The organism is Streptomyces sp. M-16, from assembly GCF_052114405.1.
Lineage (GTDB): Bacteria > Actinomycetota > Actinomycetes > Streptomycetales > Streptomycetaceae > Streptomyces.
Genome location: NZ_JBFRER010000013.1, coordinates 1 through 26,123 on the forward strand (window position 1 = coordinate 1; position 26,123 = coordinate 26,123).

At 73.0% G+C, this 26,123-nt stretch carries 19 protein-coding genes and 1 pseudogene; 9 read left to right on the plus strand and 11 right to left on the minus strand.

Translation table 11 applies throughout. The annotated features are described in order from the left end of the window. A partial coding sequence (locus AB4039_RS08680; RefSeq protein WP_442270428.1) for a PucR family transcriptional regulator ligand-binding domain-containing protein occupies positions 1 to 626 on the minus strand: 626 nt, incomplete at its 3' end. Positions 627 to 742: 116 nt separating this feature from the next. Between AB4039_RS08680 and speB the strand changes: the two genes are divergently transcribed. From speB to AB4039_RS08695, 3 genes are all read left to right on the plus strand, one after another. Beyond that, entirely contained in the window at positions 743 to 1,708 is a 966-nt protein-coding gene (gene speB / locus AB4039_RS08685) for an agmatinase (protein WP_266839139.1), read from the plus strand. Positions 1,709 to 1,747: 39 nt separating this feature from the next. Further along, complete coding sequence (locus tag AB4039_RS08690) at positions 1,748 to 3,415, plus strand: thiamine pyrophosphate-binding protein (protein WP_266839138.1); 1,668 nt, start codon at positions 1,748 to 1,750, stop codon at positions 3,413 to 3,415. Between the two features lie 144 nt (positions 3,416 to 3,559). Next, the gene (locus AB4039_RS08695) at positions 3,560 to 7,426 is read left to right on the plus strand and encodes an ABC transporter ATP-binding protein (protein WP_442270455.1); all 3,867 of its coding nucleotides are present in this window, start codon (positions 3,560 to 3,562) and stop codon (positions 7,424 to 7,426) included. Between the two features lie 10 nt (positions 7,427 to 7,436). Here the strand turns inward: AB4039_RS08695 and AB4039_RS08700 are convergent, their stop codons facing one another. Further along, positions 7,437 to 7,991, minus strand: a complete 555-nt coding sequence (locus AB4039_RS08700; protein WP_266839135.1) for an EF-hand domain-containing protein — start codon at positions 7,989 to 7,991, stop codon at positions 7,437 to 7,439. Between the two features lie 304 nt (positions 7,992 to 8,295). Here AB4039_RS08700 and AB4039_RS08705 point away from each other — a divergent pair, with 304 nt between their 5' ends. After that, a complete protein-coding gene (locus tag AB4039_RS08705; protein WP_266839133.1) occupies positions 8,296 to 8,661 on the plus strand; it encodes a hypothetical protein in 366 nt (121 codons plus the stop codon). Positions 8,662 to 8,745: 84 nt separating this feature from the next. Further along, complete coding sequence (locus tag AB4039_RS08710) at positions 8,746 to 10,182, plus strand: S28 family serine protease (protein ID WP_266839131.1); 1,437 nt, start codon at positions 8,746 to 8,748, stop codon at positions 10,180 to 10,182. A gap of 26 nt (positions 10,183 to 10,208) precedes the next feature. On the opposite strand, the gene AB4039_RS08715 is transcribed toward AB4039_RS08710, so the two are convergent. Then, positions 10,209 to 11,990 (minus strand): glycoside hydrolase family 3 protein, encoded by a 1,782-nt coding sequence (locus AB4039_RS08715; RefSeq protein WP_266841637.1) that lies wholly within the window; start codon positions 11,988 to 11,990, stop codon positions 10,209 to 10,211. 55 nt (positions 11,991 to 12,045) lie between these two features. After that, entirely contained in the window at positions 12,046 to 13,002 is a 957-nt protein-coding gene (locus tag AB4039_RS08720) for a LysR family transcriptional regulator (protein ID WP_266839129.1), read from the minus strand. Positions 13,003 to 13,084: 82 nt separating this feature from the next. On the opposite strand from AB4039_RS08720, the gene AB4039_RS08725 reads away from it, so the two are divergent. After that, positions 13,085 to 14,008 carry an EamA family transporter gene (locus AB4039_RS08725; RefSeq protein ID WP_266839127.1) on the plus strand — a complete coding sequence of 308 codons (924 nt, stop codon included), beginning with the start codon at positions 13,085 to 13,087 and terminating at the stop codon, positions 14,006 to 14,008. On the opposite strand, the pseudogene AB4039_RS08730 reads toward AB4039_RS08725, so the two are convergent. Both AB4039_RS08730 and AB4039_RS08735 read right to left on the minus strand, forming a co-directional pair. Next, positions 13,959 to 14,648, minus strand: a pseudogene (locus tag AB4039_RS08730) (GNAT family N-acetyltransferase); the annotation flags it as partial. The gene AB4039_RS08725 and the pseudogene AB4039_RS08730 sit on opposite strands and share 50 nt — an antisense overlap. Continuing rightward, a complete protein-coding gene (locus AB4039_RS08735) occupies positions 14,606 to 15,151 on the minus strand; it encodes a DUF937 domain-containing protein (protein ID WP_266839125.1) in 546 nt (181 codons plus the stop codon). The pseudogene AB4039_RS08730 and the gene AB4039_RS08735, both read right to left, overlap by 43 nt. Before the next feature lie 266 nt (positions 15,152 to 15,417). Between AB4039_RS08735 and recD2 the strand changes: the two genes are divergently transcribed. Next, a complete protein-coding gene (gene recD2 / locus AB4039_RS08740; RefSeq protein ID WP_442270429.1) occupies positions 15,418 to 17,664 on the plus strand; it encodes an SF1B family DNA helicase RecD2 in 2,247 nt (748 codons plus the stop codon). Positions 17,665 to 17,846: 182 nt separating this feature from the next. Then, positions 17,847 to 19,136 carry a citrate synthase gene (locus AB4039_RS08745; protein ID WP_266839123.1) on the plus strand — a complete coding sequence of 430 codons (1,290 nt, stop codon included), beginning with the start codon at positions 17,847 to 17,849 and terminating at the stop codon, positions 19,134 to 19,136. Positions 19,137 to 19,492: 356 nt separating this feature from the next. Here AB4039_RS08745 and AB4039_RS08750 read toward each other — a convergent pair whose 3' ends face one another. The 5 genes from AB4039_RS08750 to AB4039_RS08770 form a co-directional block, all read right to left on the minus strand. Further along, complete coding sequence (locus AB4039_RS08750) at positions 19,493 to 21,769, minus strand: heavy metal translocating P-type ATPase (protein ID WP_266839121.1); 2,277 nt, start codon at positions 21,767 to 21,769, stop codon at positions 19,493 to 19,495. 94 nt (positions 21,770 to 21,863) lie between these two features. Then, positions 21,864 to 22,097 (minus strand): cation transporter, encoded by a 234-nt coding sequence (locus AB4039_RS08755; RefSeq protein ID WP_266839120.1) that lies wholly within the window; start codon positions 22,095 to 22,097, stop codon positions 21,864 to 21,866. A gap of 186 nt (positions 22,098 to 22,283) precedes the next feature. Continuing rightward, positions 22,284 to 22,484, minus strand: a complete 201-nt coding sequence (locus AB4039_RS08760) for a MarR family transcriptional regulator (protein WP_266839119.1) — start codon at positions 22,482 to 22,484, stop codon at positions 22,284 to 22,286. A 262-nt stretch (positions 22,485 to 22,746) separates the two neighbouring features. Then, a complete protein-coding gene (locus AB4039_RS08765) occupies positions 22,747 to 23,772 on the minus strand; it encodes a Gfo/Idh/MocA family protein (protein ID WP_266839117.1) in 1,026 nt (341 codons plus the stop codon). A 19-nt stretch (positions 23,773 to 23,791) separates the two neighbouring features. Next, positions 23,792 to 24,706: a sugar phosphate isomerase/epimerase family protein gene (locus tag AB4039_RS08770; protein ID WP_266839115.1), complete on the minus strand. Its 915-nt coding sequence runs from the start codon at positions 24,704 to 24,706 to the stop codon at positions 23,792 to 23,794. Positions 24,707 to 24,811: 105 nt separating this feature from the next. Between AB4039_RS08770 and iolC the strand changes: the two genes are divergently transcribed. After that, a complete protein-coding gene (gene iolC / locus AB4039_RS08775) occupies positions 24,812 to 25,783 on the plus strand; it encodes a 5-dehydro-2-deoxygluconokinase (protein ID WP_442270430.1) in 972 nt (323 codons plus the stop codon). Positions 25,784 to 26,123 lie beyond the last annotated feature (340 nt).

Here is a 26,123-nt window from a genome sequence, read left to right on the forward strand (position 1 = left end):
CCCGCGGGGGCGGAGGGCTCCGCCGGGGCCGGACCCGTGGGCGCGCCCGCGCCCGGGGCCAGCAGGGCCGCCCAGCCGTTCAGGCTGGCCGCCAGGCGGGACAGGACCGCCGCCACCGGGTGGGGGCGGGCGGCGGCCGACGCCAGCGACTGCTGCGCGTCGGTCACCCGGCGMAGCTCCCGGGTCCGGGCCTCGGCCATCAGCCGCCAGACCGCCCGGCCGACCGCCGTGAAGGGGGTGCCCGGCGGGACCTCCACCAGCGGCAGCCCGTATCGCTCGCAGGCCTCCACGAGGCTCGGCGGCACCGTCTCGTGCACCGGGGTGACCCCGAACCCGGCCGCGCCCACACCGGCCCGGACCAGCCGTGCCACGTACTCCGCGGGATCCGCCGGATCCGCGGGAGCCGCGCCCCCCGGAGCCGCCCCCGTGCCCGCCGCGCCCGCGAGCCCGGCCCCGGCCGTCAGGAGGAGCTCGCCGCCCAGCAGGTAGGGCGACGGGTCGGCCATCTCCGAGGCGTGCACCCCGTACACGTCAGCGTCGGCGGGCCCCGCCAGGAGCCGCAGCCCCAGCTCCCGGTCGGCGGTCAGGGCGGCCAGCGGAACCGGCGGGGTGAGCGGGGCCTCCATGGCTACTCCGTACATATCGGTGCCGAACAGTGGATGAAACGTACACTTCGCGCCCCGTCGACGCCCGCTTACGCTCGAAGGACCGCACCCGTAGGACCACCAGAAGGGCACCCCCCATGAGCACGCAGCCGCGCGGCCCCGTCGACTCCTCCCGCATCCCGCGCTACGCGGGCCCGGCGACCTTCGCCCGGCTGCCCCGCCTCGACGAGGTCGGCTCCGCCGACGTCGCCGTCGTCGGCGTGCCCTTCGACTCCGGTGTCTCCTACCGCCCCGGCGCCCGCTTCGGCGGCAACGCCATCCGCGAGGCCTCCCGCCTCCTGCGCCCGTACAACCCGGCCCAGGACGCCTCCCCCTTCGCCCTCGCCCAGGTCGCGGACGCCGGTGACATCGCGGTGAACCCCTTCAACATCAACGAGGCCGTCGAGACGGTCGAGGCCGCCGCCGACGAGCTCCTCGGCAACGGCTCCCGCCTGATGACCCTCGGCGGCGACCACACCATCGCCCTCCCGCTGCTGCGCTCCGTCGCGAAGAAGCACGGCCCGGTCGCCCTGCTCCACTTCGACGCCCACCTGGACACCTGGGACACCTACTTCGGCGCCGAGTACACGCACGGCACCCCGTTCCGCCGCGCCGTCGAGGAGGGCATCCTCGACACCGAGGCGCTGTCCCACGTCGGCACCCGCGGCCCGCTGTACGGCAAGCAGGACCTGGACGACGACGCCAAGATGGGCTTCGGCATCGTCACCTCGGCGGACGTCTACCGCCGCGGCGCCGACGAGGTCGCCGACCAGCTGCGCCAGCGCATCGGCGACCGCCCCCTCTACATCTCCATCGACATCGACGTGCTCGACCCGGCCCACGCGCCCGGCACCGGCACCCCCGAGGCGGGCGGCATGACCTCCCGCGAGCTCCTGGAGATCATCCGGGGTCTGTCCTCCTGCAACCTCGTTTCCGCCGACGTCGTCGAGGTCGCCCCGGCGTACGATCACGCGGAGATCACCTCGGTCGCGGCCTCGCACACCGCGTACGAGCTCACCACGATCATGAGCCGTCAGATCGCTGCCGCCCGGCAGGGTCGCTGAGCACGACGCGGCGGCGAAGGCGAAGGGCGAAGAAGCACCGTGACGCACGACCACGACCTGGTACTCCGCCCCACCGAGGCCCAGACGGCGGCCGCACTCGCGCCGCCACCGGGCCGCACGGGCGGGGACCTGGTCGTGGAAACGCTGCGCGGACTCGGCGCCACCACCGTCTTCGGCCTCCCCGGCCAGCACGCGCTCGCCCTCTTCGACGCGGTCGGCCGCTCCGACCTGCGGCTCGTGGGCCTGCGTACGGAGAACAACGCGGGCTTCGCCGCCGACGGCTACGGCCGCCTCACCGGCGAGGCCGTTCCGCTGCTCCTGTCCACGGGGCCGGGCGCCCTGATGTCCCTGCCGGCCCTCGCCGAGGCGGCGGCGGCCTCCGCGCCCGTCCTCGCGATCTCCTCCCAGGTCCCGTCCCCGGGCCTGGGCGGAGGCCGGCGGGGCCACCTGCACGAGCTGCGCGACCAGTCCGCCTCCTTCCGGGACGTGGTCAAGTCCGTCCACACCGCCCGGACCCCGTCCCAGATCCCGTCCGTCATCGCGGCGGCCTGGGAATCGGCCCTCACGGTCCCGTTCGGCCCGGTGTGGGTGGAGATCCCGGAGGACGTGCTCCGCGCGGAAACGGTCATCCCGCAGGTCACGGGCATGGACGCGACCCCGCACGACCTGGCCCCGCGCCCCGAACTCACGGCCCTCGCCGCGCACTGGCTCTCCCACGCCTCCCGCCCGGTGGTCATCGCGGGCGGCGGAGTGATCCGCGCGGACGCGGCGGGCAAGCTCAAGCAGCTCGCGGAACTGCTCAACGCCCCGGTCGTCACCACCTTCGGCGGCAAGGGCGCCTTCCCCTGGACGCACCCGCTGTCCCTCCGGTCCTGGCTGGAGGACCGCCACACCACGGACTTCCTGGAGGACGCGGACGTCGTCCTGGTCGTCGGCTCCGGCCTCGGGGAACTCTCCTCGAACTACCACACGTTCTTCCCCACGGGCCGGGTCGTCCAGATCGAGGCCGACCTCGGCAAGCTGGAGTCCAACCACCCCGCCCTCGGCATCCACGCCGACGCCCGCCTCGCCCTCCAGGCCCTCCTGGAAACGGTGACCCCCCGGGAGGACCCGGGTGCCCCGGAGCGGGTCGCCTCCCTCCTCGCCGCGGTCTCGGACCGCCTCGCCGCCCAGGACCTCACCCTGGAGCAGGAGATCCTGACCTCGGTCCGCGCAGCCCTCCCGGCCCGCTCCCCGTCCTTCTGGGACATGACGATCCTGTCCTACTGGGCCTGGTCCGCCTTCGACCCCCGGCACCCGAACACCATGCACTCCGCCCAGGGGGCCGGCGGCCTCGGCTACGCCTTCCCGGCGGCTCTCGGCGCGGCCGTCGCGGAGCCGGACACCCCGGTCCTCGCGGTCTCGGGCGACGGCGGCGCGATGTACTCGATCGCCGACCTGGCCACCGCCCGCCAGCACGACCTCGACGTCACCTGGCTGATCGTCGACGACGGCGGCTACGGCATCCTGCGCGAGTACGGCTGCGCCACCGGCACCGACCTCACCCGCCCCGACTTCGCGGCCCTGGCCGCCTCCTTCGGCGTCCCGGCGACGGTCACCACCCCGCAGGCCCTCCGGGCGGACCTCACCCAGGCCCTCAAGACCCCGGGCCCGTCGGTGGTCGTCCTCCCGGCCACCCTGAAGATGTTCGCCCCGACCCACCTCTGAGGTTCGCCCTCCCGGGCGGGCTCTCCACCCGGACGCCGATGCCCGACACCGCCCGCCCGCGTGCGCGCCCGTGCCGCTGACGCGCCGGGCGTCCCCGAGCCCCGCTCGACCCCCGGCCGGGTGAACCTCGCGCGCCGCCCCCGTATGGCCGTGCGATTGTTGCGGCGGGATGAAATCCGCCGGTCGGAGCGTTGGGGTGGCGGCAGGACAGGACCTACGGGGAGGTATCACGTGACGGCGGCCGGCGGGAAACAGGGCTGGGGCAGGCGGCTGACCGCCTACACCTGGCGGTACAAGCGCAACGTGCTGCTCGCGCTCGGGTCCTCGCTGGCCGGCATGGCCGTCATGGCCCTCGTACCGCTCGTCACCCGCGTGATCATCGACGACGTCGTCGGGAACAAGACCGAGGACATGGCCCCCTGGGCCGGCCTGTTCATAGGCGCCGCCCTGCTCGTGTACGTCATGACCTACATACGCAGGTACTACGGCGGCCGCCTCGCCCTCGACGTCCAGCACGACCTGCGCACCGACATGTACGACACGATCGCCCGCCTCGACGGGCGGCGTCAGGACGAGCTGTCCACCGGACAGGTCGTCGGCCGGGCCACCAGCGACCTCCAGCTGATCCAGGGCCTGCTGTTCATGCTCCCCATGACCATCGGGAACTTCCTCCTCTTCGGGATATCCCTCGGCGTCATGCTCTGGCTGTCCCCGCTGCTGACCCTGGTCGCCCTGCTGATGGCCCCCGCGCTCTGGTTCATCGCCAAGCGCAGCCGCAAGAAGCTCTTCCCCGCCACCTGGTACGCCCAGGCCCAGGCCGCCGCCGTGGCCACCGTCGTCGACGGCGCCGTGACGGGAGTCCGCGTCGTCAAGGGCTTCGGGCAGGAGGAGCAGGAGACCGGCAAGCTCCGCGAGGCCGGCCGCAGGCTGTTCGGCGGCCGGATGCGCGCCATCCGGCTCAACTCCCGCTACACCCCCGCCCTCCAGGCCGTTCCCGCCCTCGGACAGGTCGCGATGCTGGCCCTCGGCGGCTGGATGGCCACCCGGGGACAGGTCACCCTCGGCACCTTCGTCGCCTTCTCCACCTACCTCGCCCAGCTCGTCGGCCCCGTCCGCATGCTCGCCATGATCCTCACCGTCGCCCAGCAGGCCCGTGCCGGCGCCGAGCGGGTCTTCGAGCTCATCGACACCGAGCCCGTGATCCGCGAGGGCACCCGCGAGCTGCCCGCCGACGCCCCCGCCACCGTCGAGTTCGACGACGTCCGCTTCGGGTACGACCCCGAGCGGCCCGTCCTCGACGGGTTCTCGCTCACCATCGCCGAGGGCGAGACCGTAGCCGTCGTGGGCTCCTCCGGCAGCGGCAAGTCCACCGTGGCCCTGCTCCTGCCCCGCTTCTACGACGCCGACCACGGCGCCGTCCGCGTCGGCGGCCACGACGTCCGCGAGCTGACCTACGACTCCCTGCGCGCCGCCATCGGCCTGGTGCCCGAGGATTCCTTCCTCTTCTCCGACACCATCCGCGCCAACATCGCCTTCGGCCGCCCCGACGCCTCCGACGAGGAGGTCCGCGCCRCCGCCCGCGCCGCCCAGGCCGAGGGCTTCGTCGAGGCCCTCGCCGCCGGGTTCGACACCCGCGTCGGCGAACAGGGCCTCACCCTCTCCGGCGGCCAGCGCCAGCGCATCGCGCTCGCCCGCGCCATCCTCACCGACCCCCGGCTGCTCCTCCTCGACGACGCCACCTCCGCCGTCGACGCCCGCGTCGAGCACGAGATCCACGAGGCGCTGCGGGCCGTCATGGCGGGCCGCACCACCCTCCTCATCGCCCACCGCCGCTCCACCCTCGCGCTGGCCGACCGGATCGCCGTACTCGACCACGGGCGGCTCGCCGACATCGGCACCCACGAGGAGCTGGAGCGGCGCTGCGACCTGTACCGCAGGCTGCTGACCGACCCCGACGCCCTCGGCGCCGCCTCCCCGCGCACCCCCGACGCACCGGCGATGGCCGAGTTCGAGCGGGACATCGAGCGGGACCTGGAACTCGAAGCGGAGATCGACTCCGAGCCGGTCAACGCCAAGCGCCGGGTCGCGGACGGGGTCACCCCCGAGCTGTGGCGGCGCGAGGAGAGCGGCAGGTCCGCCTCCACCGCCGCGGCCCCCGGCATGCCGGCCACCCCCGAGCTCCTCGCCCAGGTGGCGGCCCTGCCGCCCGCCGCCGACGAACCGGCGGTGGACGAGGTCCGGGCCGCCGCCGCCGAGGACAGCTACGGCCTGCGCCGCCTGCTGCGGGGCTTCTGGGCGCCGCTCGCCATCAGCCTGGGCCTGGTCACCCTCGACGCCGGCTCCGGACTGCTGCTGCCCGTCCTGATCCGGCACGGCATCGACCAGGGCGTCGAGCAGGCCGCGCTCGGAGCCGTCTGGGCGGCCTCCGGCCTCGCCCTCCTGCTGGTCCTCGCCCAGTGGGCCGCCCAGTTCGCCGAGACCCGGATGACGGGCCGCACCGGCGAGCGCGTCCTGTACGCCCTGCGCGTCAAGATCTTCGCCCAGCTCCAGCGCCTCGGTCTGGACTACTACGAGCGCGAGCTCACCGGCAAGATCATGACCAGGATGACCACCGACGTGGACTCCCTGTCCAGCTTCCTGCAGACCGGGCTCGTCACCGCCGTGGTCTCCGTCCTCACCTTCTTCGGGATCCTCATCGCCCTGCTCGTCCTCGACGTCGAGCTCGCGCTGATCGTCTTCGCCACCCTGCCCGTACTGGTCCTCGCCACCGTCGTCTTCCGCCGCAAGTCGGTCGCCGCCTACGAGCTCGCCCGCGACCGGGTCAGCGTGGTCAACGCCGACCTCCAGGAGTCCGTGGCCGGGCTCCGCCTCGTGCAGGCCTTCCGGCGCCAGTCCACCGGCGCCGCCCGCTTCGCCGAGCGCAGCGACTCCTACCGCCAGGCCCGGGTGCGCGGCCAGTGGCTGATATCCGTCTACTTCCCCTTCGTGCAGCTGCTGTCCTCCGGCGCGGCCGCGGCCGTGCTGATCGTCGGCGCGGGCCGGGTGGGGGCGGCCACCCTCACCACCGGCGCGCTGGTCGCGTACCTGCTGTACATCGACCTCTTCTTCGCCCCGGTCCAGCAGCTCTCCCAGGTCTTCGACGGCTACCAGCAGGCCACCGTCTCCCTCGGCCGGATCCAGGAGCTGCTGCGCGAGCCCACCACCACCCCGCGTCCCGCCGCCCCCGTCGACGTGCCCAAGCTGCGCGGCGAGATCGCCTTCGAGGACGTGCGCTTCCGCTACGGCACCGCCGAGGAGCGCGGGGAGAAGGGCGAGGCGCTGGCCGGGATCAGCCTGCGGATACCCGCCGGGCAGACCGTCGCCTTCGTCGGCGAGACCGGGGCCGGAAAGTCCACGCTGGTCAAGATGGTCGCCCGGTTCTACGACCCGACCTCCGGCCGGGTCACCGCCGACGGCGCCGACCTGCGGGAGCTGGACCTGACGGCGTACCGCCACCGCCTCGGCGTGGTCCCCCAGGAGCCCTACCTCTTCCCGGGTACGGTCCGCGACGCCATCGCCTACGGGCGGACCGGCGCGAGCGACGCCGAAGTGGAGGCCGCCGCCCGCGCGGTCGGCGCCCACGACATGATCGCCACCCTCGACGGCGGCTACCTGCACGCCGTCGCCGAGCGCGGCCGCAACCTCTCGGCGGGCCAGCGCCAGCTGATCGCGCTGGCCCGCGCCGAGCTCGTCGACCCGGACGTCCTGCTCCTCGACGAGGCCACCGCCGCCCTGGACCTGGCCACCGAGGCGCAGGTCAACCAGGCCACCGACCGGCTCGCGGGCAAGCGCACCACCCTGGTCGTCGCGCACCGGCTGACCACCGCCGCCCGCGCCGACCGGGTGGTGGTCATGGACCGCGGCCGGGTCGTCGAGGACGGCACCCACCTCGAACTGCTGGCCCGTGGCGGCCGGTACGCCGAGCTGTGGCGGACCTTCGCCGGGGAGGACGAGCCCGCGGCGGCCGCGTGAGGGCGTCCGGTCAGAGCTCGCCGAAGAGCAGGTTGCCGGGGGCGTCCTCGTCGTCCCCGGTGTAGTACTCGCGTACGGCGTCGAGGAGTTCGTCCAGCGACAGGTAGCCGTCGTGGTTCTTGTCGATCTTCGCGAAGAGGACGTCCGCGTCGGCGGGCTCCAGCTTGGTGTCGAAGGCCAGCTGCGCCTTGTGGAACTCCTCGGGACTGATGTGCCCGTCGCCGTTGGTGTCGACGACCGTGAGGATCGCCTTCATCATCGGCCGGAAGGACTTCTCGTACGCGGGGCCGCCGTCCTTGTACAGGCGGGTCATGCCGTCCCGGTACTGCTCGGGCGTGAGCTTCTGGTCCTCGCCGACGCCCAGCTCGTTGAACAGGTCCACCCAGAAGTCCGTGAGGCCGCGGAACACCTCGGCCGCCTTGGGGGAGGTGGCCGGCTCCGACAGCGCCGAGAGCAGGCGGGACCCGAGCGCGATCATGTCCTGCTCGTCGATCACGCCGTTGGAGTCCGCGTCCAGATGCGCGAACGCGCGCTCCAGCTTGCGGTCGAGCAGGTCGTTCGTCATGTCAGATGCCCTTCACGGCTACCACGGATACGCTGAGCGGTCACTCGGCCACCTAGCGTAATCTGTCCGCTGATCACGAACTCCCGCTCTCCCGCCGGGGAGTCGGGGATGCACTCTTACGGGGTAGGGCCGGGCCCGTAGGTGCGGGGCCCAGGTCCGGTTGTCGCGCGCAACCTTCCGCCGCGCCTGCGCGTCGTACGTGCGTACGTGTTGCGTACGGCCGAGCGGGGGGGTCAGGGTGCTGCGTCAGGGGCAGAAGGTGCGCGAGGTGCGGGGCAGGGAGGGGCGTGGCCGGGGGAGGGCCGTGTCCCTGGGGGCGTTCGGGGCGGCGCTCTGGCTCGTCGTGGGGGCGGTGTTCGCGGCCGCTCCGGCGCAGGCCGCGACCGGCGGGTGCGAGGGCGAGCTGGTCAAGGCGCTGCCCTTCGTCACCGGCGAGGTGCGCGTGTACAAGAGCCGGGACCGGGCGTGCGCGGTGACGGTGGCCCTGCGGGCCGGAGAGCGCCGTCACATGTGGGTCAGTATTCAGCCACGTGGTGGCGTCCCGGTGGGCGATGCGGGGCAATTCACCCGGTACGCGGGCCCCGTCAGTGTGGGTGCGATCAGCCGATGTGTGTATGTAAAGGGCGGAGTGGCGTCCGGATCCGTCGATTCCGGCTGGATCCTGTGCTGAGCTCGCGGCCCAACTGGGACTGTTCATGGGCGTGTTGCCCCCGCTAGGTTCACGGCGACCACAGTGAACTCAAGGGGAGGGTGAATGCGCAAGACGCTCGGATGGCTGCTGTCGCTCGTGGTGCTGATCGGCACCATGGGCGCGGCCGGCGCCACGGCACAAGCGGCCACCGCCGCGGGGCCTGCCGCCGCCACGGACATCAAGGACCAGATCCTCAGCATTCCGGGGATGAGCCTGATCGAGGAGAAGCCGTACCCCGGGTACCGCTTCTTCGTACTGAACTACGAGCAGCCGGTCGACCACCGGCAGCCGTGGAAGGGCACCTTCAAGCAGCGCATGACCCTGCTGCACAAGGACGTCTCGCGGCCCACGGTCTTCTTCACCTCGGGCTACAACGTCAACACCAGCCCGCGCCGCAGTGAGCCGACGACCATCGTCGACGGCAACCAGATCTCCCTGGAGTATCGATTCTTCACCCCCTCCCGGCCCGACCCGGCCAACTGGGGGAACCTGGACATCTGGCAGGCCGCCAGCGACCAGCACCGCATCTTCACCGCGCTGAAGAAGATCTACCCCAAGAACTGGCTGGCCACGGGCGGCAGCAAGGGCGGTATGACGGCGACGTACTACGAGCGCTACTACCCGCGTGACATGGACGGCGTCGTCGCGTACGTCGCCCCCAACGACGTCGTCAACAAGGAGGACTCGGCCTACGACCGGTTCTTCACCAAGGTCGGCACCAAGGAGTGCCGCGACAAGCTGAACGCCGTGCAGCGCGAGGCCCTGATCCGCCGCGAGCCGCTGGAGGCCAAGTACACGGCCGCCGCCGCCGCGAACGGCTGGACCTTCACCACCGTCGGCAGCCTCGACAGGGCCTTCGAGGCCGTCGTCCTCGACTACACCTGGGCCTTCTGGCAGTACAGCCTGCTCAGCGACTGCGCGGCCATCCCGACCGCCGCCACCGCGAGCGACCAGGAGATCTGGGACACGGTGGACACCATCTCCGGCTTCTCGGCCTACGCCGACCAGGGCCTGGAGACCTACACGCCGTACTACTACCAGGCCGGTACGCAGCTCGGTTCGCCCGACATCAAGCAGCCCCACCTCAAGGGCCTGAGCCGCTACGGCTACCAGCCGCCGCGCACCTTCGTGCCCCGCGACATCCCGATGACCTTCCAGCCGGGCGTCATGGCGGACGTGGACAACTGGGTCCGCAACAACGCGAACCAGATGCTCTTCGTCTACGGGCAGAACGACCCGTGGGGTGCCGAGCCCTTCCACCTCGGGTACACGGTGCGCGACAGCTACGTGATGATCGCGCCGGGCGCCAACCACGGGGCCAACGTCGCCAAGCTCCAGGAGGGCGAGAAGGCCCTCGCGACCGCGAAGATCCTCCAGTGGGCCGGGGTCGCCCCCGCCCAGACCCTCTCCGGCCGGGCCCAGGCGCCCGCGCCGCTGGCCGCGCCGGACCCGGTGCTCGACCAGGTCGACCTCAGGCACGAGCCGCAGCTGCGGCCGTAGTCCGCGGTCGTTCCCAGGAGTACGGCCTACCGGGCCACGGGCGGGTACGACAGCCCGTGGCCCAGGGGGTAGCGGCCCGGGACGGGGACCGGGAGGCGGCCGGCGGGCCGCCTCGCACCCGTCAGTACCCGGGCCGCCGCCCGCATCTCCACGTCCGTCCAGGAGTACGTCGCCAGCTCGGCCGCGCACTGCGGCAGCCGCGCCGGGTCGTACGGGTTGCGGATCGCCACCAGCACCACCGGGACGCCCGTCGCGACCAGGTCCGCCACCAGCGTGCGCTGCGGACTCTCCCCCTCCGGGACGTTGTACGTGCACACCAGCACCGCCGCGTGGCCCGGGGCCGCCGCCGGCGCCCCGGCGGGCGCGAGCGCCGTCGCCCGGCAGCCCAGCGCCGTCAGCTCCCGCGCCAGGACCGTCGTCGGGGGGCCGGTGGTACCCGTGGGGGAGACCGGGTCGGTCCCGGTGACCAGCAGCTTCGGACCGGCCGCCGCGTCCAGCGGCAGCAGGCCCCGCGGATTGGCCAGCAGGGTGGTCGTGGCCGCCGCGATCTCGTCCGCCGCCTCCAGGTGCCCGCTCGTGCCGACCACCTCGTCCACCCGGGCCGCGGAGGAGTACGGGTCCTCGAACAGGCCGCGGCGGGCCTTGAGTTCCAGGATCCGCAGCACCGACTCCGCGATCCGCTCCCGCGTCAGCTCGCCCGCTTCCACCGCCGCCAGCACGCTGCGCTGCGCGAGGGCGAGGTCCGGGGCGTTCAGCAGCTGGTCGCAGCCCGCCTTCAGGGCCAGCACCGGGACCCGGTCGTCCCCGTACTTCTGGCGGACCCCGGCCATGTCGAGGGCGTCGGTCACCACCACCCCCCGGAAGCCGAGGCGTTCGCGCAGGATGCCGGTGACGATCGGCCGCGAGAGGGTCGCCGGATCCCCCGAGGGATCGAGCGCGGGAAAGACGATGTGCGCCGTCATCACGGCGTCCACGCCCGCCTCCACCACCGCCCGGAACGGCGGCTCGTCCAGCTCCTCCCACTGTGCCCGGGTGTGCCGCATCACCGGCAGCCCGACGTGGCTGTCGGTCTCCGTGTCCCCGTGCCCCGGGAAGTGCTTCGCCGTCGCGGCCACCCCGGCCCCCTGGTAGCCGCGCACCTGGGCCGACGCCAGGGCCGCCACCGCCCGCGGGTCCGCGCCGAAGGACCGTACGCCGATCACCGGATTGGCCGGGTTCACGTTCACGTCCGACACCGGGGCGTAGTCCTGCCGGACGCCCATCGCCGCCAGCTCGGACCCCGCCACGCGCGCCGCCCGGCGGGCGTCGGCCGTGGACCCGCCCGCGCCCAGCGCCATCGCCCCCGGCAGCAGGGTGGCCGGCCGGCCGATCCGGGCGACGGCCCCGTGTTCCTGGTCGGTGGAGAGCAGCAGCGGGATCCCGGCGCCCGAGCCGGCCGCCGCCCGCTGGAGACCGTCGGACAGCTCGGCGATCTGGTGCGGGGTCCGGGTGTTGTGGGCCCAGCCGAAGTAGACGACCCCGCCCAAGCGGTAGCGGGTGACCACCTCGGCGGCCGTGCGGACCCCGAACTGGGCCAGGTTCAGCTCGGCGTCCGCCGCGTCGGGATCGGTCGCGCAGTGCCCGTAGGCCCGGGACACGAACAGCTGCCCCACCTGCTCGGGCAGGCTCATCCGGGAGACCACCGCGCGCAGCCGGGCCCGGTCCGGGTGGCGGCCGAGCGGCTCCTGCGGGGAGCGGGAGTCGTCCGGTGCGGTGCCGCGGGAGCCCGCGGCGGCGGAGGAGGCTCCGGCGGCCGTGACGGCGGCCATGGCGGCGGCGGCGAGCAGGGCCCGGCGGGAGGCTTGGTACGACACCCGCCGGACCCTACTGGCGGGCCGCTCCGTCCGCCCGGGGGACACTCGGGACGTCCCCCGGAAGGGGGGCCGCGACGGGCCAGTGTTCCTGGAGGGCGCGCACGGCCTCGGTGATCGCCGGCCGGCGGGCCGCCCCCGTCCGCCACAGGGCGTACAACCGGCGTACGGGGCCCGGCTCCAGTGCCACCGCCACCGCCCCCGGCGGCAGCGCACCCGTCCCCAGCCGCGGCACGACGGCGATGCCCAGCCCGGCCGCGACCAGCGCCACGATGGTGTGGTTCTCCTCGGCCACGTGCGCGATGTCCGGCTCCAGCCCGGCCGTGCGCAGGGTCCGCACCAGCCAGTCGTGACAGACCCGTCCGGGCGGCTGGCACACCCACCGCTGCCCCGCGAGGTCCGCCCGCCGCACCACCTTGCGGGTGGTGAAGGGGTGTCCGGCCGGCACCACCAGGTCGCACCGGTCGTCCCCGATCACCGCCTGCTCCACCCCCTCGGGGGCCGGCAGCGGGGCGATGTCCCAGTCGTGCGCCACCGCCAGGTCGGTGACCCCGCGGGCCACCAGGTCCACCGAGAGGTGCGGGTCCACCTCCGTGAGGCGTACGTCCAGCGCGGGATGCCGGTGGGCCAGGTCGGCCAGCACCCCCGGCAGCAGACCGCGCGCCGCCGAGGCGAACGCGGCCACCGTCAGCAGACCGCTCGGCTGTCCGCGCCGCTCCTCCAGGGTGGTCTCCGCCCGCTCCACGATGGCCAGCAGCTCCCGGGCCGTATCGGCCAGGTGCCGGGCCTCCTCGGTGAGGGCGACCCCGCGGCCGCGCCGTTCCAGCAGCGTGGTGCGGGTCTCCCGTTCCAGCTTCGCGATCTGCTGGGAGACCGCGGATGGGGTGTAGCCGAGGGCGGCCGCCGCGCCCGCGACCGAGCCGTGGACGGAGACGGCGTGCAGGGCGCGCAGCCGGGAGAGGTCGAGCATGCGCCAATCGTAAGCATCGCTTCATCCAACGGGGAAGAGATCCGCGCTGGTGCTACATGGTCGGGTCGCCGATGCTCGGGGAATGCGTCCCGTACACACCGCACTCGCCGTACTCGTCGCCGCCGTCTGGGGGTTCAACTTCGTCGTCATCGAGATCGGCCTCGGCCATTTCCCGCCGCTGCTGCTGTCCGCGCTGCGCTTCCTGGTCGCCGCCCTGCCCGCCGTGTTCTTCGTCGGGCGCCCCAAGGTCGCCTGGAAGTGGATCCTCGGGGTCGGCGCCGCCCTCGGCATCGCCAAGTTCGGGCTGCTGTTCACCGGCATGGCCGCCGGGATGCCGGCCGGGCTGTCCTCCCTGGTCCTGCAGATCCAGGCCGTCTTCACCGCCGTCCTCGCCGCCGTCGTGCTGCGCGAACGGCCCGGCCCGGTGCGGGTGCTGGGCATGGCCGTGGCCCTGGCCGGGATCGGGGTAGCCGCCGTCGACCGGGGCGTCTCGGGGCCGGTCACCGGTTTCGTCCTGGTCGTCGCGGCCGCCGCCTGCTGGGGCGTGTCCAACGTGCTCACCCGCAGGGCCGCCCCGCCGGACGCCCTGAACTTCATGGTGTGGGTGTGCACCGTCCCGGTGATCCCGCTGTTCGCACTCTCGCTGCTGCTGGAGGGGCCCGACCGGGACCTGGCCGCGCTGCGCGCCCTGGACTGGTCGGGGGTGGCCGTCATCGGCTACGTCGCCTGGGTGTCCACCGTCTTCGGCTTCGGCGCCTGGGGATACCTGCTGCGCCGCTACCCGGCCTCCTCCGTGGCGCCGTTCTCCCTGCTCGTGCCGGTCTTCGGGATGTCCTCGGCCGCGCTGGTGCTCGGCGAGGGGATCTCGGGGCCGCGCTGGCTGGCGGCGGTGCTGCTGGTCGGCGGCGTCGGGCTGACCTCCCTGACCCCCGCGCGGGCCGGCCGGCGGGCCGCCGTCAGCGCGGGGCGTCCTCCCGCAGCGACAGCCGCCAGTCCTGCCCCGTGAGGTCGGCCCCGTACGAGCGGTGCGCGCGCTCCGCGACCAGGGTGAACCCGGCCCGCAGATAGAGGGAACGGGCCGAGACCAGCACGTCGTTGGTCCACAGCACCAGCTCGCGGTAGCCCACCGAACGGGCGAAGGCGACGACGGCGTCCACGAGCCGGGCGCCCACCCCCAGACCGCGCGCGGCGGGGTCCACCAGCAGCAGCCGCAGCCGGGCGGTGCCGGGGGCGCCCTCCTCGCGCACGCACATCACCGAACCGACCGGGCGGCCCTCGTGTTCGGCGATCCAGACCCGCTCCAGGTGGGGGTCGTGGTCCCCGGCGAAGTCCGCGACGATCCGGGCGACCAGGCCCTCGAACTCCTGGTTCCAGCCGTACTCGGCCGCGTAGAGCGCGCCGTGGCGCTGCACGATCCAGCCCAGGTCGCCGGGCTCGGGGTCCCGCAGCCGCACCGGCCGGCCGGGGCTGTCCTCAGGGAGCGCAGGGGGCTTCATGGCGCCCGAGGATAGCGCGCGGCCCGTACCGGCGGGACGGCGCGCGGTGGACCGGGGGACGGCCCGCACGTACGTCCCGGTCCGCGCCACGCGCCGTGCCGTACGGGTTACTTCTTGCCGCCGCCCAGGATCTGGCCGAGCAGGTCGCCGAGCCCGCCTGCGCCCGCGCCCGCCGCCGGGGCCGCGCCGGGGGCCGGAGCGCCGTCCGCGGTCGGGGCGCCCGCGCCCGCCTTGCCCTCCGCGGCGCGCTTGGCGAAGACGGCCAGCACCACCGGGATCAGCACCTCGATGACCCGGCCGACGGTCGCGGCCGGGATGCCGGTCTTCTTCGAGACGGCGTTGGCGACGGGCTTGCTCACCTTCGCCAGCACTCCGGCCATCATGCCGCCGCTGAGCAGCCCGCCGAGGCCGCCGAGGGTGGCCACCCCCTGGAGCGGGGGTTCGGCCACCTCCGCGAAGGCCTGGCGCACCTCGGCGCCGGCGTCGTCGTCCGCGGCGGCCTTCTGGCGCAGGTCGCCGGTCATGGCGCCCACGGTCTCGGACACCGCGCCCCGAGCGCCGTCGGCGTCGGTGCCGAGCAGTCCCGCGATCTCGGTCAGCCCGTCGTGGCCGAGCTCGCCCAGCACGTCGTCCTGGAATGAAGATTCGCTCATGCCGGAAACGCTACTTCCGTCCTGATTCGCTGGCACCTTGGGTAGGCGTTTGGTAACGGAAAGGCAAATCCGGCGGTCGCAGTGCAACCCTGCGGGCCGATCGGGGGTCGTACGGTGCGTCGGCACTTCCGGGAGGGGATCCGGGGGGATCGGGAAGTCCGACGAGGGAGGGGTAACCGTGAGGGGGTCCGGCCGGAAGGCCGGACCCCCTTCCGTTTCTGCACAGCCACCGGCCCCCTGTCGGCGGCTGCCGGTAGTTTCGTGCCATGACAACCAACGGGGTGGTGCAACTGGCGGTGGTCGAGGGGGTGCTGGAACGCATCACCTACGCCAACGAGGAGAGCGGGTACACGGTCGCCCGGGTCGACACCGGCCGCGGCGCCGGGGACCTGCTGACCGTCGTCGGATCGCTGCTCGGCGCGCAGCCCGGCGAGTCCCTGCGCATGGAGGGCCGCTGGGGCTCGCACCCCCAGTACGGCAAGCAGTTCAGCGTCGAGAACTACTCGACGCTGCTGCCCGCCACCATCCAGGGCATCCGCCGCTACCTCGGCTCCGGCCTCATCAAGGGGATCGGCCCGAAGATCGCCGACCGGATCGTGGAGCACTTCGGCACCGACACCCTCGACGTCATCGAGGCCGAGCCGAAGCGCCTGATCGAGGTCCCCGGCCTCGGCCCCAAGCGGACGAAGATGATCGGCGCCGCCTGGGAGGAGCAGAAGGCCATCAAGGAGGTCATGGTCTTCCTCCAGGGCGTCGGCGTCTCCACCTCCATCGCCGTGCGGATCTACAAGAAGTACGGTGACGCCTCCATCTCGGTGGTCAAGAACCAGCCCTACCGGCTCGCCGCCGACGTGTGGGGCATCGGCTTCCTCACCGCCGACCGGATCGCCCAGGCCGTCGGCATCCCGCACGACAGCCCCGAGCGGGTCAGGGCCGGCCTCCAGTACGCCCTGTCCCAGTCCACCGACCAGGGCCACTGCTTCCTCCCCGAGGAGCGGCTGATCGCCGACGGGGTCAAGCTGCTCCAGGTGGACACCGGCCTGGTCATCGAGTGCCTGGCCGAACTCGCCGCCGATCCGGAAGGCGTCGTACGGGAGTCCGTGCCCGATCCCCAGGGCGGCCCGGACCCCCTCACCRCCGTGTACCTGGTGCCCTTCCACCGGGCGGAGCTGTCGCTGGTCGGGCAGGTCCGGCGGCTCCTGAACGCCGAGGAGGACCGGATGCCCGGCTTCCGGGACGTGGACTGGGACAAGGCGCTCGGCTGGCTGGCCGGGCGCACCGGGGCGTCCCTCGCGCCCGAGCAGCGGGACGCGGTCCGCCTCGCCCTCACCCGCCGGGTCGCCGTCCTCACCGGCGGGCCGGGCTGCGGCAAGTCCTTCACCGTGCGCTCGATCGTGGAGCTGGCCCGTGCGAAGAAGGCCAAGGTGGTGCTCGCCGCCCCCACCGGCCGGGCGGCGAAGCGGCTGTCGGAGCTGACGGGGGCCGAGGCCTCCACCGTGCACCGGCTGCTGGAGCTGAAGCCGGGCGGGGACGCGGCCTACGACCGGGACCGGCCCTTGGACGCCGATCTCGTCGTGGTGGACGAAGCCTCGATGCTGGATCTGCTCCTGGCGAACAAACTCGTCAAGGCCGTGGCCCCGGGCGCGCACCTGCTGCTCGTCGGCGATGTGGACCAGCTCCCCTCGGTCGGGGCGGGAGAGGTGCTGAGGGACCTGCTGGCCGAGGGCGGCCCGGTCCCCGCCGTCCGTCTGACCAGGATCTTCCGCCAGGCCCAGCAGTCGGGCGTGGTCACCAACGCGCACCGGATCAACACCGGGGTCCCGCCGATCACCGACGGGCTGCCGGACTTCTTCCTCTTCCCCGAGGAGGACACCGAGGCGGCCGGCCTGCTCGCCGTCGACGTGGCCGCCCGTCGAATTCCGGCCAGATTCGGTCTGGACCCGCGGCGTGACGTCCAGGTACTGGCCCCCATGCACCGCGGCCCGGCCGGCGCCGGGAACCTCAACGGCCTGCTGCAGCAGGCGATCACCCCGGCCCGGCCCGACCTGCCCGAGAAGCGGTTCGGCGGCAGGGTCTTCCGGGTGGGTGACAAGGTCACCCAGATCCGCAACAACTACGAGAAGGGGGCCAACGGTGTATTCAACGGCACCGTCGGCGTGGTCACCGCGCTCGACCTCGACGAACAGCGGCTGACCGTCAGGACGGAGGAGGATGAGGAGGTGGGGTACGAGTTCGCCGAGCTCGATGAGCTCGCCCACGCGTACGCCGTCACCATCCACCGCTCCCAGGGGAGTGAATATCCGGCCGTCGTGATCCCGGTCACCACCGGAGCTTGGATGATGCTCCAGCGAAATCTGCTCTACACGGCGGTGACCAGGGCGAAGAAACTGGTCGTCCTGGTCGGGTCCCGCAAGGCCCTCGGGCAGGCGGTGCGTACCGTTTCCGCAGGCAGGAGGTACACGGCGGTCGCCGCCAGGCTGTCCGGTCGGATACCGGTGGGAAACATCACCTAAATGATCGATCATTTGGGGTATCCGCCACGGTGTGGAGGGGGCAGGATGAGCAGGTTGAAGGCACTCAGTGCCGTCAAATAGACCAAAGGCCGACCCCGAGTGCACTTTCCTGCGCCAAATGGGGGAAGGTAGAGGCAGTCAGGGCACCTCGAAGAAGAGGCACTACGTCGGTGAGGGATGACGTGAGCGACAACTCTGTAGTACTCCGGTACGCGGACGGTGAATACACCTACCCGGTGGTCGAAAGCACTGTCGGTGACCAGGGCTTCGACATCTCGAAGCTGAGGGCCCAGACCGGGCTCGTCACGCTGGACAGCGGCTACGGAAACACCGCCGCCTACAAGTCCGCGATTACCTACCTCGACGGCGAGCAGGGCATCCTGCGCTACCGCGGTTACCCGATCGAGCAGCTGGCGGAGCGCTCGACCTTCATCGAGGTCGCCTACCTGCTGATCAACGGTGAGCTGCCGACCGTCGACCAGCTCGCGTCGTTCCGCAACGACATCACCCAGCACACGCTGCTGCACGAGGACGTCAAGCGGTTCTACGACGGCTTCCCGCGCGACGCGCACCCGATGGCGATGCTGTCCTCTGTGGTCAGCGCGCTGTCGACGTTCTACCAGGACAGCCACAACCCGTTCGACGAGAAGCAGCGCAACCTCTCGACGATCCGCCTGCTGGCCAAGCTCCCGACGATCGCCGCGTACGCGTACAAGAAGTCGGTCGGCCACCCGGTGGTCTACCCGCGCAACGACCTCGGCTACGTCGAGAACTTCCTGCGCATGACCTTCTCCGTGCCGGCCCAGGAGTACGACCTGGACCCGGTCGTGGTCTCGGCGCTCGACAAGCTGCTGATCCTGCACGCGGACCACGAGCAGAACTGCTCGACCTCCACCGTGCGTCTGGTCGGTTCCTCGCAGGCGAACATGTTCGCCTCGATCTCCGCCGGCATCTCCGCGCTGTGGGGCCCGCTGCACGGCGGCGCCAACCAGTCCGTCCTGGAGATGCTGGAAGGCATCAAGAACGACGGCGGCGACGTCGACGCCTTCATCCGCAAGGTGAAGAACAAGGAAGACGGCGTCCGCCTGATGGGCTTCGGGCACCGCGTCTACAAGAGCTTCGACCCCCGGGCGAAGATCATCAAGGCGGCGGCGCACGACGTCCTCTCGGCGCTCGGCAAGAGCGACGAGCTGCTGGACATCGCGCTCAAGCTGGAAGAGCACGCGCTGGCCGACGAGTACTTCGTCGCGCGCAACCTCTACCCGAACGTGGACTTCTACACCGGTCTGATCTACCGGGCCATGGGCTTCCCGACCGAGATGTTCACCGTGCTCTTCGCGCTCGGCCGGCTCCCCGGCTGGATCGCCCAGTGGCACGAGATGATCAAGGAGCCCGGCTCCCGCATCGGTCGCCCGCGCCAGATCTACACCGGCGAGGTCCTGCGCGACTTCGTCCCCGTCGAGGCCCGCTGACTGCGAGCCCGCGCGGCCTGAGCGTACGAAAAGCGCCCCGCCGTCGATCCCCCCACGGGTCGACGGTCGGGGCGCTTTCCTTTCCCCGGCGGCGGATTCCCCCCACGGGATCCGCGCCGGGGCGTCGGTGTGTGCCGGGACCCGTTCGGGTCGGGAGGGCCGCTCAAGGCTTCCCGAGGGCACGCGTCCCGGCCGGCAGATGCCCAGGACGTCCCCCAAGACCTCCGTGAAACATCCCCCAAGACGTTTCTGGCATCGCCCTATTAGACCCGTGTCGACCCCGGATGGTTACGTTGCGATCACTGTGATCTGCGTCTCCAGTGAAGGAACTGTGGAGGGCCGGGGGAGGAAGGCCGCTAGCGGAAGGACCGCAGCCGCAGGCTGTTGGTGACCACGAAGACCGAGGAGAAGGCCATGGCGGCCCCCGCGATCATCGGGTTGAGCAGCCCGGCCGCCGCCAGCGGCAGCGCCGCCAGGTTGTAGCCGAAGGCCCAGAAGAGGTTGCCCTTGATGGTGGCGAGGGTGCGGCGGGAGAGCCGGATGGCGTCCGCGGCCACCCGCAGGTCGCCCCGTACGAGGGTCAGGTCCCCGGCCTCGATGGCCGCGTCGGTACCGGTGCCCATGGCCAGGCCGAGGTCGGCCTGGGCCAGCGCGGCCGCGTCGTTGACCCCGTCGCCCACCATGGCGACCGTTCGGCCCTCGGCCTGGAGCCGGCGGACCACGTCCACCTTGTCCTGCGGGAGCACCTCGGCGATGACCTCGTCGATGCCCACCTCGCGGGCCACCGTCTCGGCCACGGCCCGGTTGTCGCCGGTCAGCAGGACCGGGGTCAGGCCCAGTGCGCGCAGCCGGGTCACGGCCTCGGCGCTGGTTCCCTTGACCGCGTCGGCCACGCTCAGCACCCCGCGCGCCGTTCCGTCCCAGGCCACCAGCACGGCCGTGGCGCCGGCGGCCTCGGCGGCCTCCTTGGCGGCGGCGAGCGCGGCGGGCAGCGGCACCGACCGGTCGGCCAGCAGCCGTTCGCGCCCCACGAGGACGGCGTGTCCCTCGACGGTGCCCTCGACGCCGAGCCCGCCGTGATTGCGGAAGTCTTCCGGGACGGGCAGCCCGTCGGTGAGCTCCGCGGCCGCCGCGGCGACGGCCCGCGCGATCGGGTGCTCGGAGAAGTGCTCCAGGGCGCCGGCCAGGCGCAGCAGTTCGGCGGCGTCGACCCCCTCGGCGGGATGGGTGGCGGCCAGGGTCATCCGGCCGGTGGTGACCGTCCCGGTCTTGTCCAGGACTACGGTGTCCACCCGGCGGGTCGACTCCAGCACCTCGGGGCCCTTGATCAGGATGCCGAGCTGGGCCCCCCGTCCGGTGCCGACCATCAGCGCGGTCGGCGTGGCCAGGCCCAGGGCGCAGGGGCAGGCGATGATCAGGACGGACACGGCGGCGGTGAAGGCGGCGGTGGCGTCGTCGGTGATGAGCAGCCAGGCGACCCAGGTGCCGAGTGCGAGGAGCAGGACGACGGGGACGAAGACGCCGGCGACGCGGTCGGCGAGCCGTTGCACCGCGGCCTTGCCGTTCTGCGCGTCCTCGACCATCTTGGCCATCCGGGCGAGCTGGGTGTCGGCCCCGATCCGGGTGGCCTCGACGACGAGCCGCCCGGAGGCGTTGACCGTGGCGCCGGTCACCGGGTCCCCGACGGCCACCTCGACCGGGACGGATTCCCCCGTCAGCATCGAGGCGTCCACGGCGGAGGAGCCCTCGACGACGGTGCCGTCGGTGGCGATCTTCTCGCCGGGGCGGACGACGAACAGGTCGCCGACCGCGAGCGCGGCGACCGGGATGCGGACCTCCCGGCCCGCGCGCAGCACCACCACGTCCTTGGCGCCCAGTTCCAGCAGGGCCCGCAGGGCGGCCCCGGCCTTCCGCTTGGCGCGGGCCTCCAGATAGCGGCCGAGCAGGATGAAGGTGACGACTCCGGCGGCGACCTCCAGATAGATGGCGGAGGAGCCGTCCGCATGCGAGGCGCCCACGTCGAAGCCGTGCCGCATGCCGGGCGTGCCCGCCTGCCCGAAGAACAGGGCCCACAGCGACCAGGCGAAGGCGGCGAGGGTGCCGACGGACACCAGGGTGTCCATGGTGGCCGCGCCGTGCCGCAGGTTCGTCCAGGCGGCCTTGTGGAAGGGGAAGCCGCCCCAGACGACCACGGGCGCGGCCAGGGTCAGCGAGAGCCACTGCCAGTTGTCGAACTGGAGGGCCGGGACCATCGCGAGTACGACGACGGGCACGGTGAGGACGGCGGAGACCAGCAGCCGCTCCCGCAGCGCGGCGAGTTCCGGGTCGGGCCCGGCGGCCGCCCGCGCTTCCCGTTCCGGTCCGGCCCCGTCGGCCGCAGCGGGGGGCGGGGGCGGGGGCGCGGGCTCCTGTGCGGTGTACCCGGTCTTCACGACGGTCGCGATCAGGTCGGCGACCCGCACGTCCCCCGTGCAGGAGACGTGGGCCTTCTCGGTGGCGTAGTTCACCGTGGCCTCGACGCCGTCCATCCGGTTGAGCTTCTTCTCGATCCGGGCGGCGCAGGAGGCGCAGGTCATCCCGCCGATCGAGAGCTCGACCGCCGTTATGGGACCGTCGTGCACTGTGCTGGTCATGTTTCCGGCTCCAGGGGGAGGGCCGGCCCGTACGGGACCAGTATGAGCTGAACGGTACGGACCGGCTGGGTGCTGCGGGGTGGGGGCGCGCGGCTCAGACCCGGCCGGCGAGCTCGTAGCCGGCCTCGTCCACGGCGGCGCGGACGTCTTCCTCGGCGAGCGGGGCGGCGGAGACCACGGTGACCTCACCGGTGGCGGCGACGGCCTTGACCGAGGACACTCCCGCCAGGGCGGTCAGCTCGGCGGCCACGGCGCCCTCGCAGTGCCCACAGGTCATGCCGGTGACCTTGTACACGGCGGTGGTCTGGGTGTCCGTCTCGGCGGTCATGTCGTTCTCCTTCATCGGGGTGTCTCTCTGCTCCCAGATTATACCCCTAGGGGGTATTGAGCGAGCATCTGGCGGGACTTGGCGGGATCTCAGTGGAGCGTGCGGGGGCAAGACCGCTGCAATCCCGGTGAACGGCGTGTGCGGTGCATGCGGCACGCTAGCCGCCGATGGTGGCCGCCGGGGCCGTCAGCCGTCGTGGCGCCCCCGGTTGCCCGGGCGGCGGGCCACCCAGGCGCGGATGGTGTCGGCGTACCAGTAGGGCTTCGAGCCCTCCACGTGGTCGGGCGCGGGGAGCAGCCCGTGCTTCCGGTAGGAGCGCACGGTGTCCGGCTGGACCTGGATATGGGCGGCGATCTCCTTGTACGACCACAGCGTTCGGTCGCTCATTCACGACACCTCCTGGTCCACGCCGCGGGGCCGGCCGGACGGCCGTCGGGGGAGCCGGCGCGTGGACAGTGACGATCACTCGGGTTGTGCCCGGAGAACGACGCCCGGTGAGTGCGGGGGAGCGGCTGTCGACGGCCTGTGACGGAAAACCCGCGAAATGCGGACATCCGTCACAGGAGGGTGACTCCTGTGACGGAATACGACACAGGAGTCACCGGGGTGTCCGGGGCGCTCCGGGGCGTCCGGGGCGCTCCGGGCCCGCTCAGTCCCGCCCGGCCGCGTACAGCTCCGGCCGCTCCGCCAGCCGCACCTCGGTCCGTACGCCGCTGCGCGCGGCCGTCAGCCCCGCCCGCGAGACGGCCGCCGCCGCGTACCCGTCCCACGCGTCGGGTCCCGCCACCCGGCCCCGCGCCGCCGCGGCCACCCAGCGCCGCAGCTGGCGGTCGTAGGCGTCGGCGAACCGGGTCGTGTAGTCCTGGACCACCTCTCCGCCCCACCGGCCGCCCGACTCGACCACCATCGCGTGGCCGTCGCCGATGCGGGCGGTGCCGGACTCACCGACCGCCTCGCAGCGCACCTGGTAGCCGAAACCGCAGTTGACGAAGATCTCCACGTCCACGATCGCGCCGCCCGAGGTCTCCATCAGGACGAAGCGCGGATCGCCCAGCGCCTCCGGCGCGGCCGAGGTGGGGGTGGGCGCGAGCACCGTCACGGCGGTGACCTCCTGGCCCAGCAGCCAGCGGGCGGCGTCCACCTCGTGCACCACCGAGTCGCTGATCAGCATGTCGCCGGTGAAGAAGGAGGGCGAGGAGGCGTTGCGGTGGCGGCAGTGCAGGAAGAGCGGCCGGCCGATCCCGCCCGCGTCCAGCAGCTCCTTGAGCCGCTCGTACTCGGCGTCGAAGCGCCGCATGAACCCCACCTGCACCAGCCGCCGCCCCAGCCGCCGCTCCGCCTCCATGATCCGCAGGGCCCCCTCCGGATCCGGGGTCAGGGGCTTCTCGCAGAGCACCGGCAGCCGGCGGTCCAGGGCGTGCAGGACCGCCTCCTCGTGGGCCGGACCGGGGGAGGCGATCAGTACGGCGTCCACCCCGGGCGCCGCGATCGCGGCGCCCGCGTCCGTGTACGCGCCCGCCCCCTCCAGCCCCGCCGCGACCTCCTTGACGCGGTCCCCGTCCGGATCGGCGACGGCCACCACCCGCGCTCCGCCCACCGTGCTGCCGATCCGCCGGACGTGATCGGAGCCCATCCTCCCGGTGCCGATGACCGCGATGCCGAGCGTGCCGCTCATGTGTCTCTCCTCCAGGGTGTCAACGGGCGCCGCAGGAGCGCAGATGGGCCCGGGTGCGCCGGGCGATGGGCAGCGGCCGGTCGGGCGGGCACGGGTACATGTCCTGCTCCACGATGGCGAAGAGCTCCACGCCGAGCCGCTGGGCTGCCGCCAGTACGGGTTCCAGCGCGGGCACTCCCGACGGCGGCTCGCACATCACCCCACGGGCCACGGCCGGCCCGAAGGGCAGCTCCTCGGCCCGCACTTCGGCGAGCACCCGCGGGTCCACCTGCTTGAGGTGGAGGTAGCCGATCCGCTCGCCGAAGCTCTCGATCGCCTCGACGCTGTCCCCGCCGCAGTACGCGTAGTGCCCGGTGTCCAGGCACAGCGAGACCAGGGCCGGATCGGTGGCGTCCAGGAAGCGGGCCACGTTCGACGGGGTGTCGATGTGGGTGTCGGCGTGCGGGTGGACCACGATCCGCAGTCCGTAGCGGTCCCGGACCTCCCGGCCCAGCCGCTCGGTCTGGGAGGTCAGTTCGCGCCATTGGTCCGGGGTCAGGACCCGGTCCTCCAGCACCGCGCCGGTCTTGTCGTCGCGCCAGAAGGAGGGGATGACGACCAGGTGCTCCGCGCCCGTGTCCCGGGTGAGCGCGGCGATCCGCGACACGTGCCCCCAGGTCTCCTCCCAGACGGCGGGCCCGTGATGGAGTCCGGTGAAGACGGTGCCGGCGGACACCCGCAGGCCCCGCTTCGCGGTCTCGTCGGCGAGGCGGGCCGCGTCGGTGGGCAGGTAGCCGTAGGGGCCGAGCTCGATCCACTCGTACCCGGCGTCGGCCACCTCGTCGAGGAAGCGCTCCCAGGGGGTCTGGAGGGGATCCTCCGGAAACCAGACACCCCAGGAGTCCGGAGCCGAACCGACACGGATACGGGTCAACGCGGGTGGGGAGGAGCTCATGACGGCCACCTTAGGGTGCGAGGCTCAAGGCAACGGGGAAGGCGAATGGGACGGGCACGGGCACGGGGAGCGGGAGGAGCGGCGCAAGTGGCAGGAGTCGCGGGAGTGTCGGCTGTGAACGGCGCGGACGGGTCCGCGTACGACCTGATCACCATGGGACGGATCGGGGTGGATCTCTACCCGCTCAAGACCGGTGTACCGCTCGGCGAGGCCGACACCTTCGGCAGGTTCCTCGGCGGCTCGCCCACGAACGTCGCCGTCGCCGCGGCCCGGCTGGGCCGCCGCACGGCCGTGATCACCCGGACCGGGGCCGACCCCTTCGGGGCGTACCTGCGCGCCGAGCTGCGCGGCTTCGGCGTCGACGACCGGTGGGTGGGCGAGGTCGAGCGGTACCCGACGCCCGTCACCTTCTGCGAGGTCTTCCCGCCGGACCGCTTCCCGCTCTACTTCTACCGGCTCCCCAAGGCCCCCGACCTGGAGATCGAAGCGGACGAGGTGGACCGGGAGGCGGTGCGCGCGGCCCGGGTCTTCTGGATGACGGGCACCGGACTCAGCGCGGAGCCCAGCCGCAGCGCCACCCTCGGCGCGCTGGAGGCCCGCTCGAAGTCCGGGACGACCGTCTTCGACCTGGACTGGCGGCCCATGCTCTGGGAGGAACCGCCGGGGCCCTGGTACGAGCGGGCCCTCGCCCTGGCGACCGTCGCCGTCGGCAACACCGAGGAGTGCGCGGTGGCCACCGGCCGGGACGAGCCGTACCCGGCCGCGCGGGCGCTGCTCGCCGCCGGGGTGGAACTGGCCGTGGTCAAACGCGGGCCGGAGGGCGTGCTGGCCGTGCACCGGGACGGGACGGTGGTGGAGGTGCCGCCGGTGCCGGTGACGGTGGTCAACGGGCTGGGCGCCGGGGACGCGTTCGGGGGCGCGCTGTGCCACGGACTGCTGGCCGGCTGGGACCTGGAACGGGTGCTGCGCCACGCGAACGCGGCCGGCGCGATCGTGGCCTCCCGGCTGGCGTGCTCGTCGGCGATGCCGTTCCCGGACGAGGTGGAGGAGGTGCTGGGCCGTGCCGGTGGTGTCTGAGTCGGTCATGGAGTTCACCCGGCTGCGGGTGCTGGCACTCGCGCCGGGGGAGACGTACGCCTTCGCGTGCGGGGACGCGGAGTGGATCGTCCTCCCCCTCGCGGGCGGCTGCGAGGTCCGCTGCGCGGAGGCTTCCCCGGGCCCGGACGGGCGTCCCGGCGCGGCCCCGGCACGAGACCCCGGCCCGGCCCGGGAAGGGTCCCCCGGGCTTGCCCCCGGAACGGCTCCGGACCCGGAGCCCGATCCGGAGCCGTTCCCGGACGGGCGGCCAGGGCTGGGGCCCGGGGTGGATCCGGACCCGGAGCCCGATCCGGAGCCGTTCCCGGACGGGCGTCCCGGG

What these genes read in the sequence shown, in the direction of transcription:
- AB4039_RS08765 (WP_266839117.1), bottom strand. Translation starts at nt 23,772, where the DNA reads ATGAGCGGCACGCTCGGCATCGCGGTCATCGGCACCGGGAGGATGGGC.
- AB4039_RS08755 (WP_266839120.1), bottom strand. Translation starts at nt 22,097, where the DNA reads ATGACCGCCGAGACGGACACCCAGACCACCGCCGTGTACAAGGTCACC.
- AB4039_RS08735 (WP_266839125.1), bottom strand. Translation starts at nt 15,151, where the DNA reads ATGAGCGAATCTTCATTCCAGGACGACGTGCTGGGCGAGCTCGGCCAC.
- AB4039_RS08725 (WP_266839127.1), top strand. Translation starts at nt 13,085, where the DNA reads ATGCGTCCCGTACACACCGCACTCGCCGTACTCGTCGCCGCCGTCTGG.
- AB4039_RS08720 (WP_266839129.1), bottom strand. Translation starts at nt 13,002, where the DNA reads ATGCTCGACCTCTCCCGGCTGCGCGCCCTGCACGCCGTCTCCGTCCAC.
- AB4039_RS08760 (WP_266839119.1), bottom strand. Translation starts at nt 22,484, where the DNA reads ATGAGCGACCGAACGCTGTGGTCGTACAAGGAGATCGCCGCCCATATC.
- AB4039_RS08710 (WP_266839131.1), top strand. Translation starts at nt 8,746, where the DNA reads ATGCGCAAGACGCTCGGATGGCTGCTGTCGCTCGTGGTGCTGATCGGC.
- AB4039_RS08715 (WP_266841637.1), bottom strand. Translation starts at nt 11,990, where the DNA reads ATGGCCGCCGTCACGGCCGCCGGAGCCTCCTCCGCCGCCGCGGGCTCC.
- AB4039_RS08770 (WP_266839115.1), bottom strand. Translation starts at nt 24,706, where the DNA reads ATGAGCTCCTCCCCACCCGCGTTGACCCGTATCCGTGTCGGTTCGGCT.
- AB4039_RS08750 (WP_266839121.1), bottom strand. Translation starts at nt 21,769, where the DNA reads ATGACCAGCACAGTGCACGACGGTCCCATAACGGCGGTCGAGCTCTCG.
- AB4039_RS08700 (WP_266839135.1), bottom strand. Translation starts at nt 7,991, where the DNA reads ATGACGAACGACCTGCTCGACCGCAAGCTGGAGCGCGCGTTCGCGCAT.
- speB (WP_266839139.1), top strand. Translation starts at nt 743, where the DNA reads ATGAGCACGCAGCCGCGCGGCCCCGTCGACTCCTCCCGCATCCCGCGC.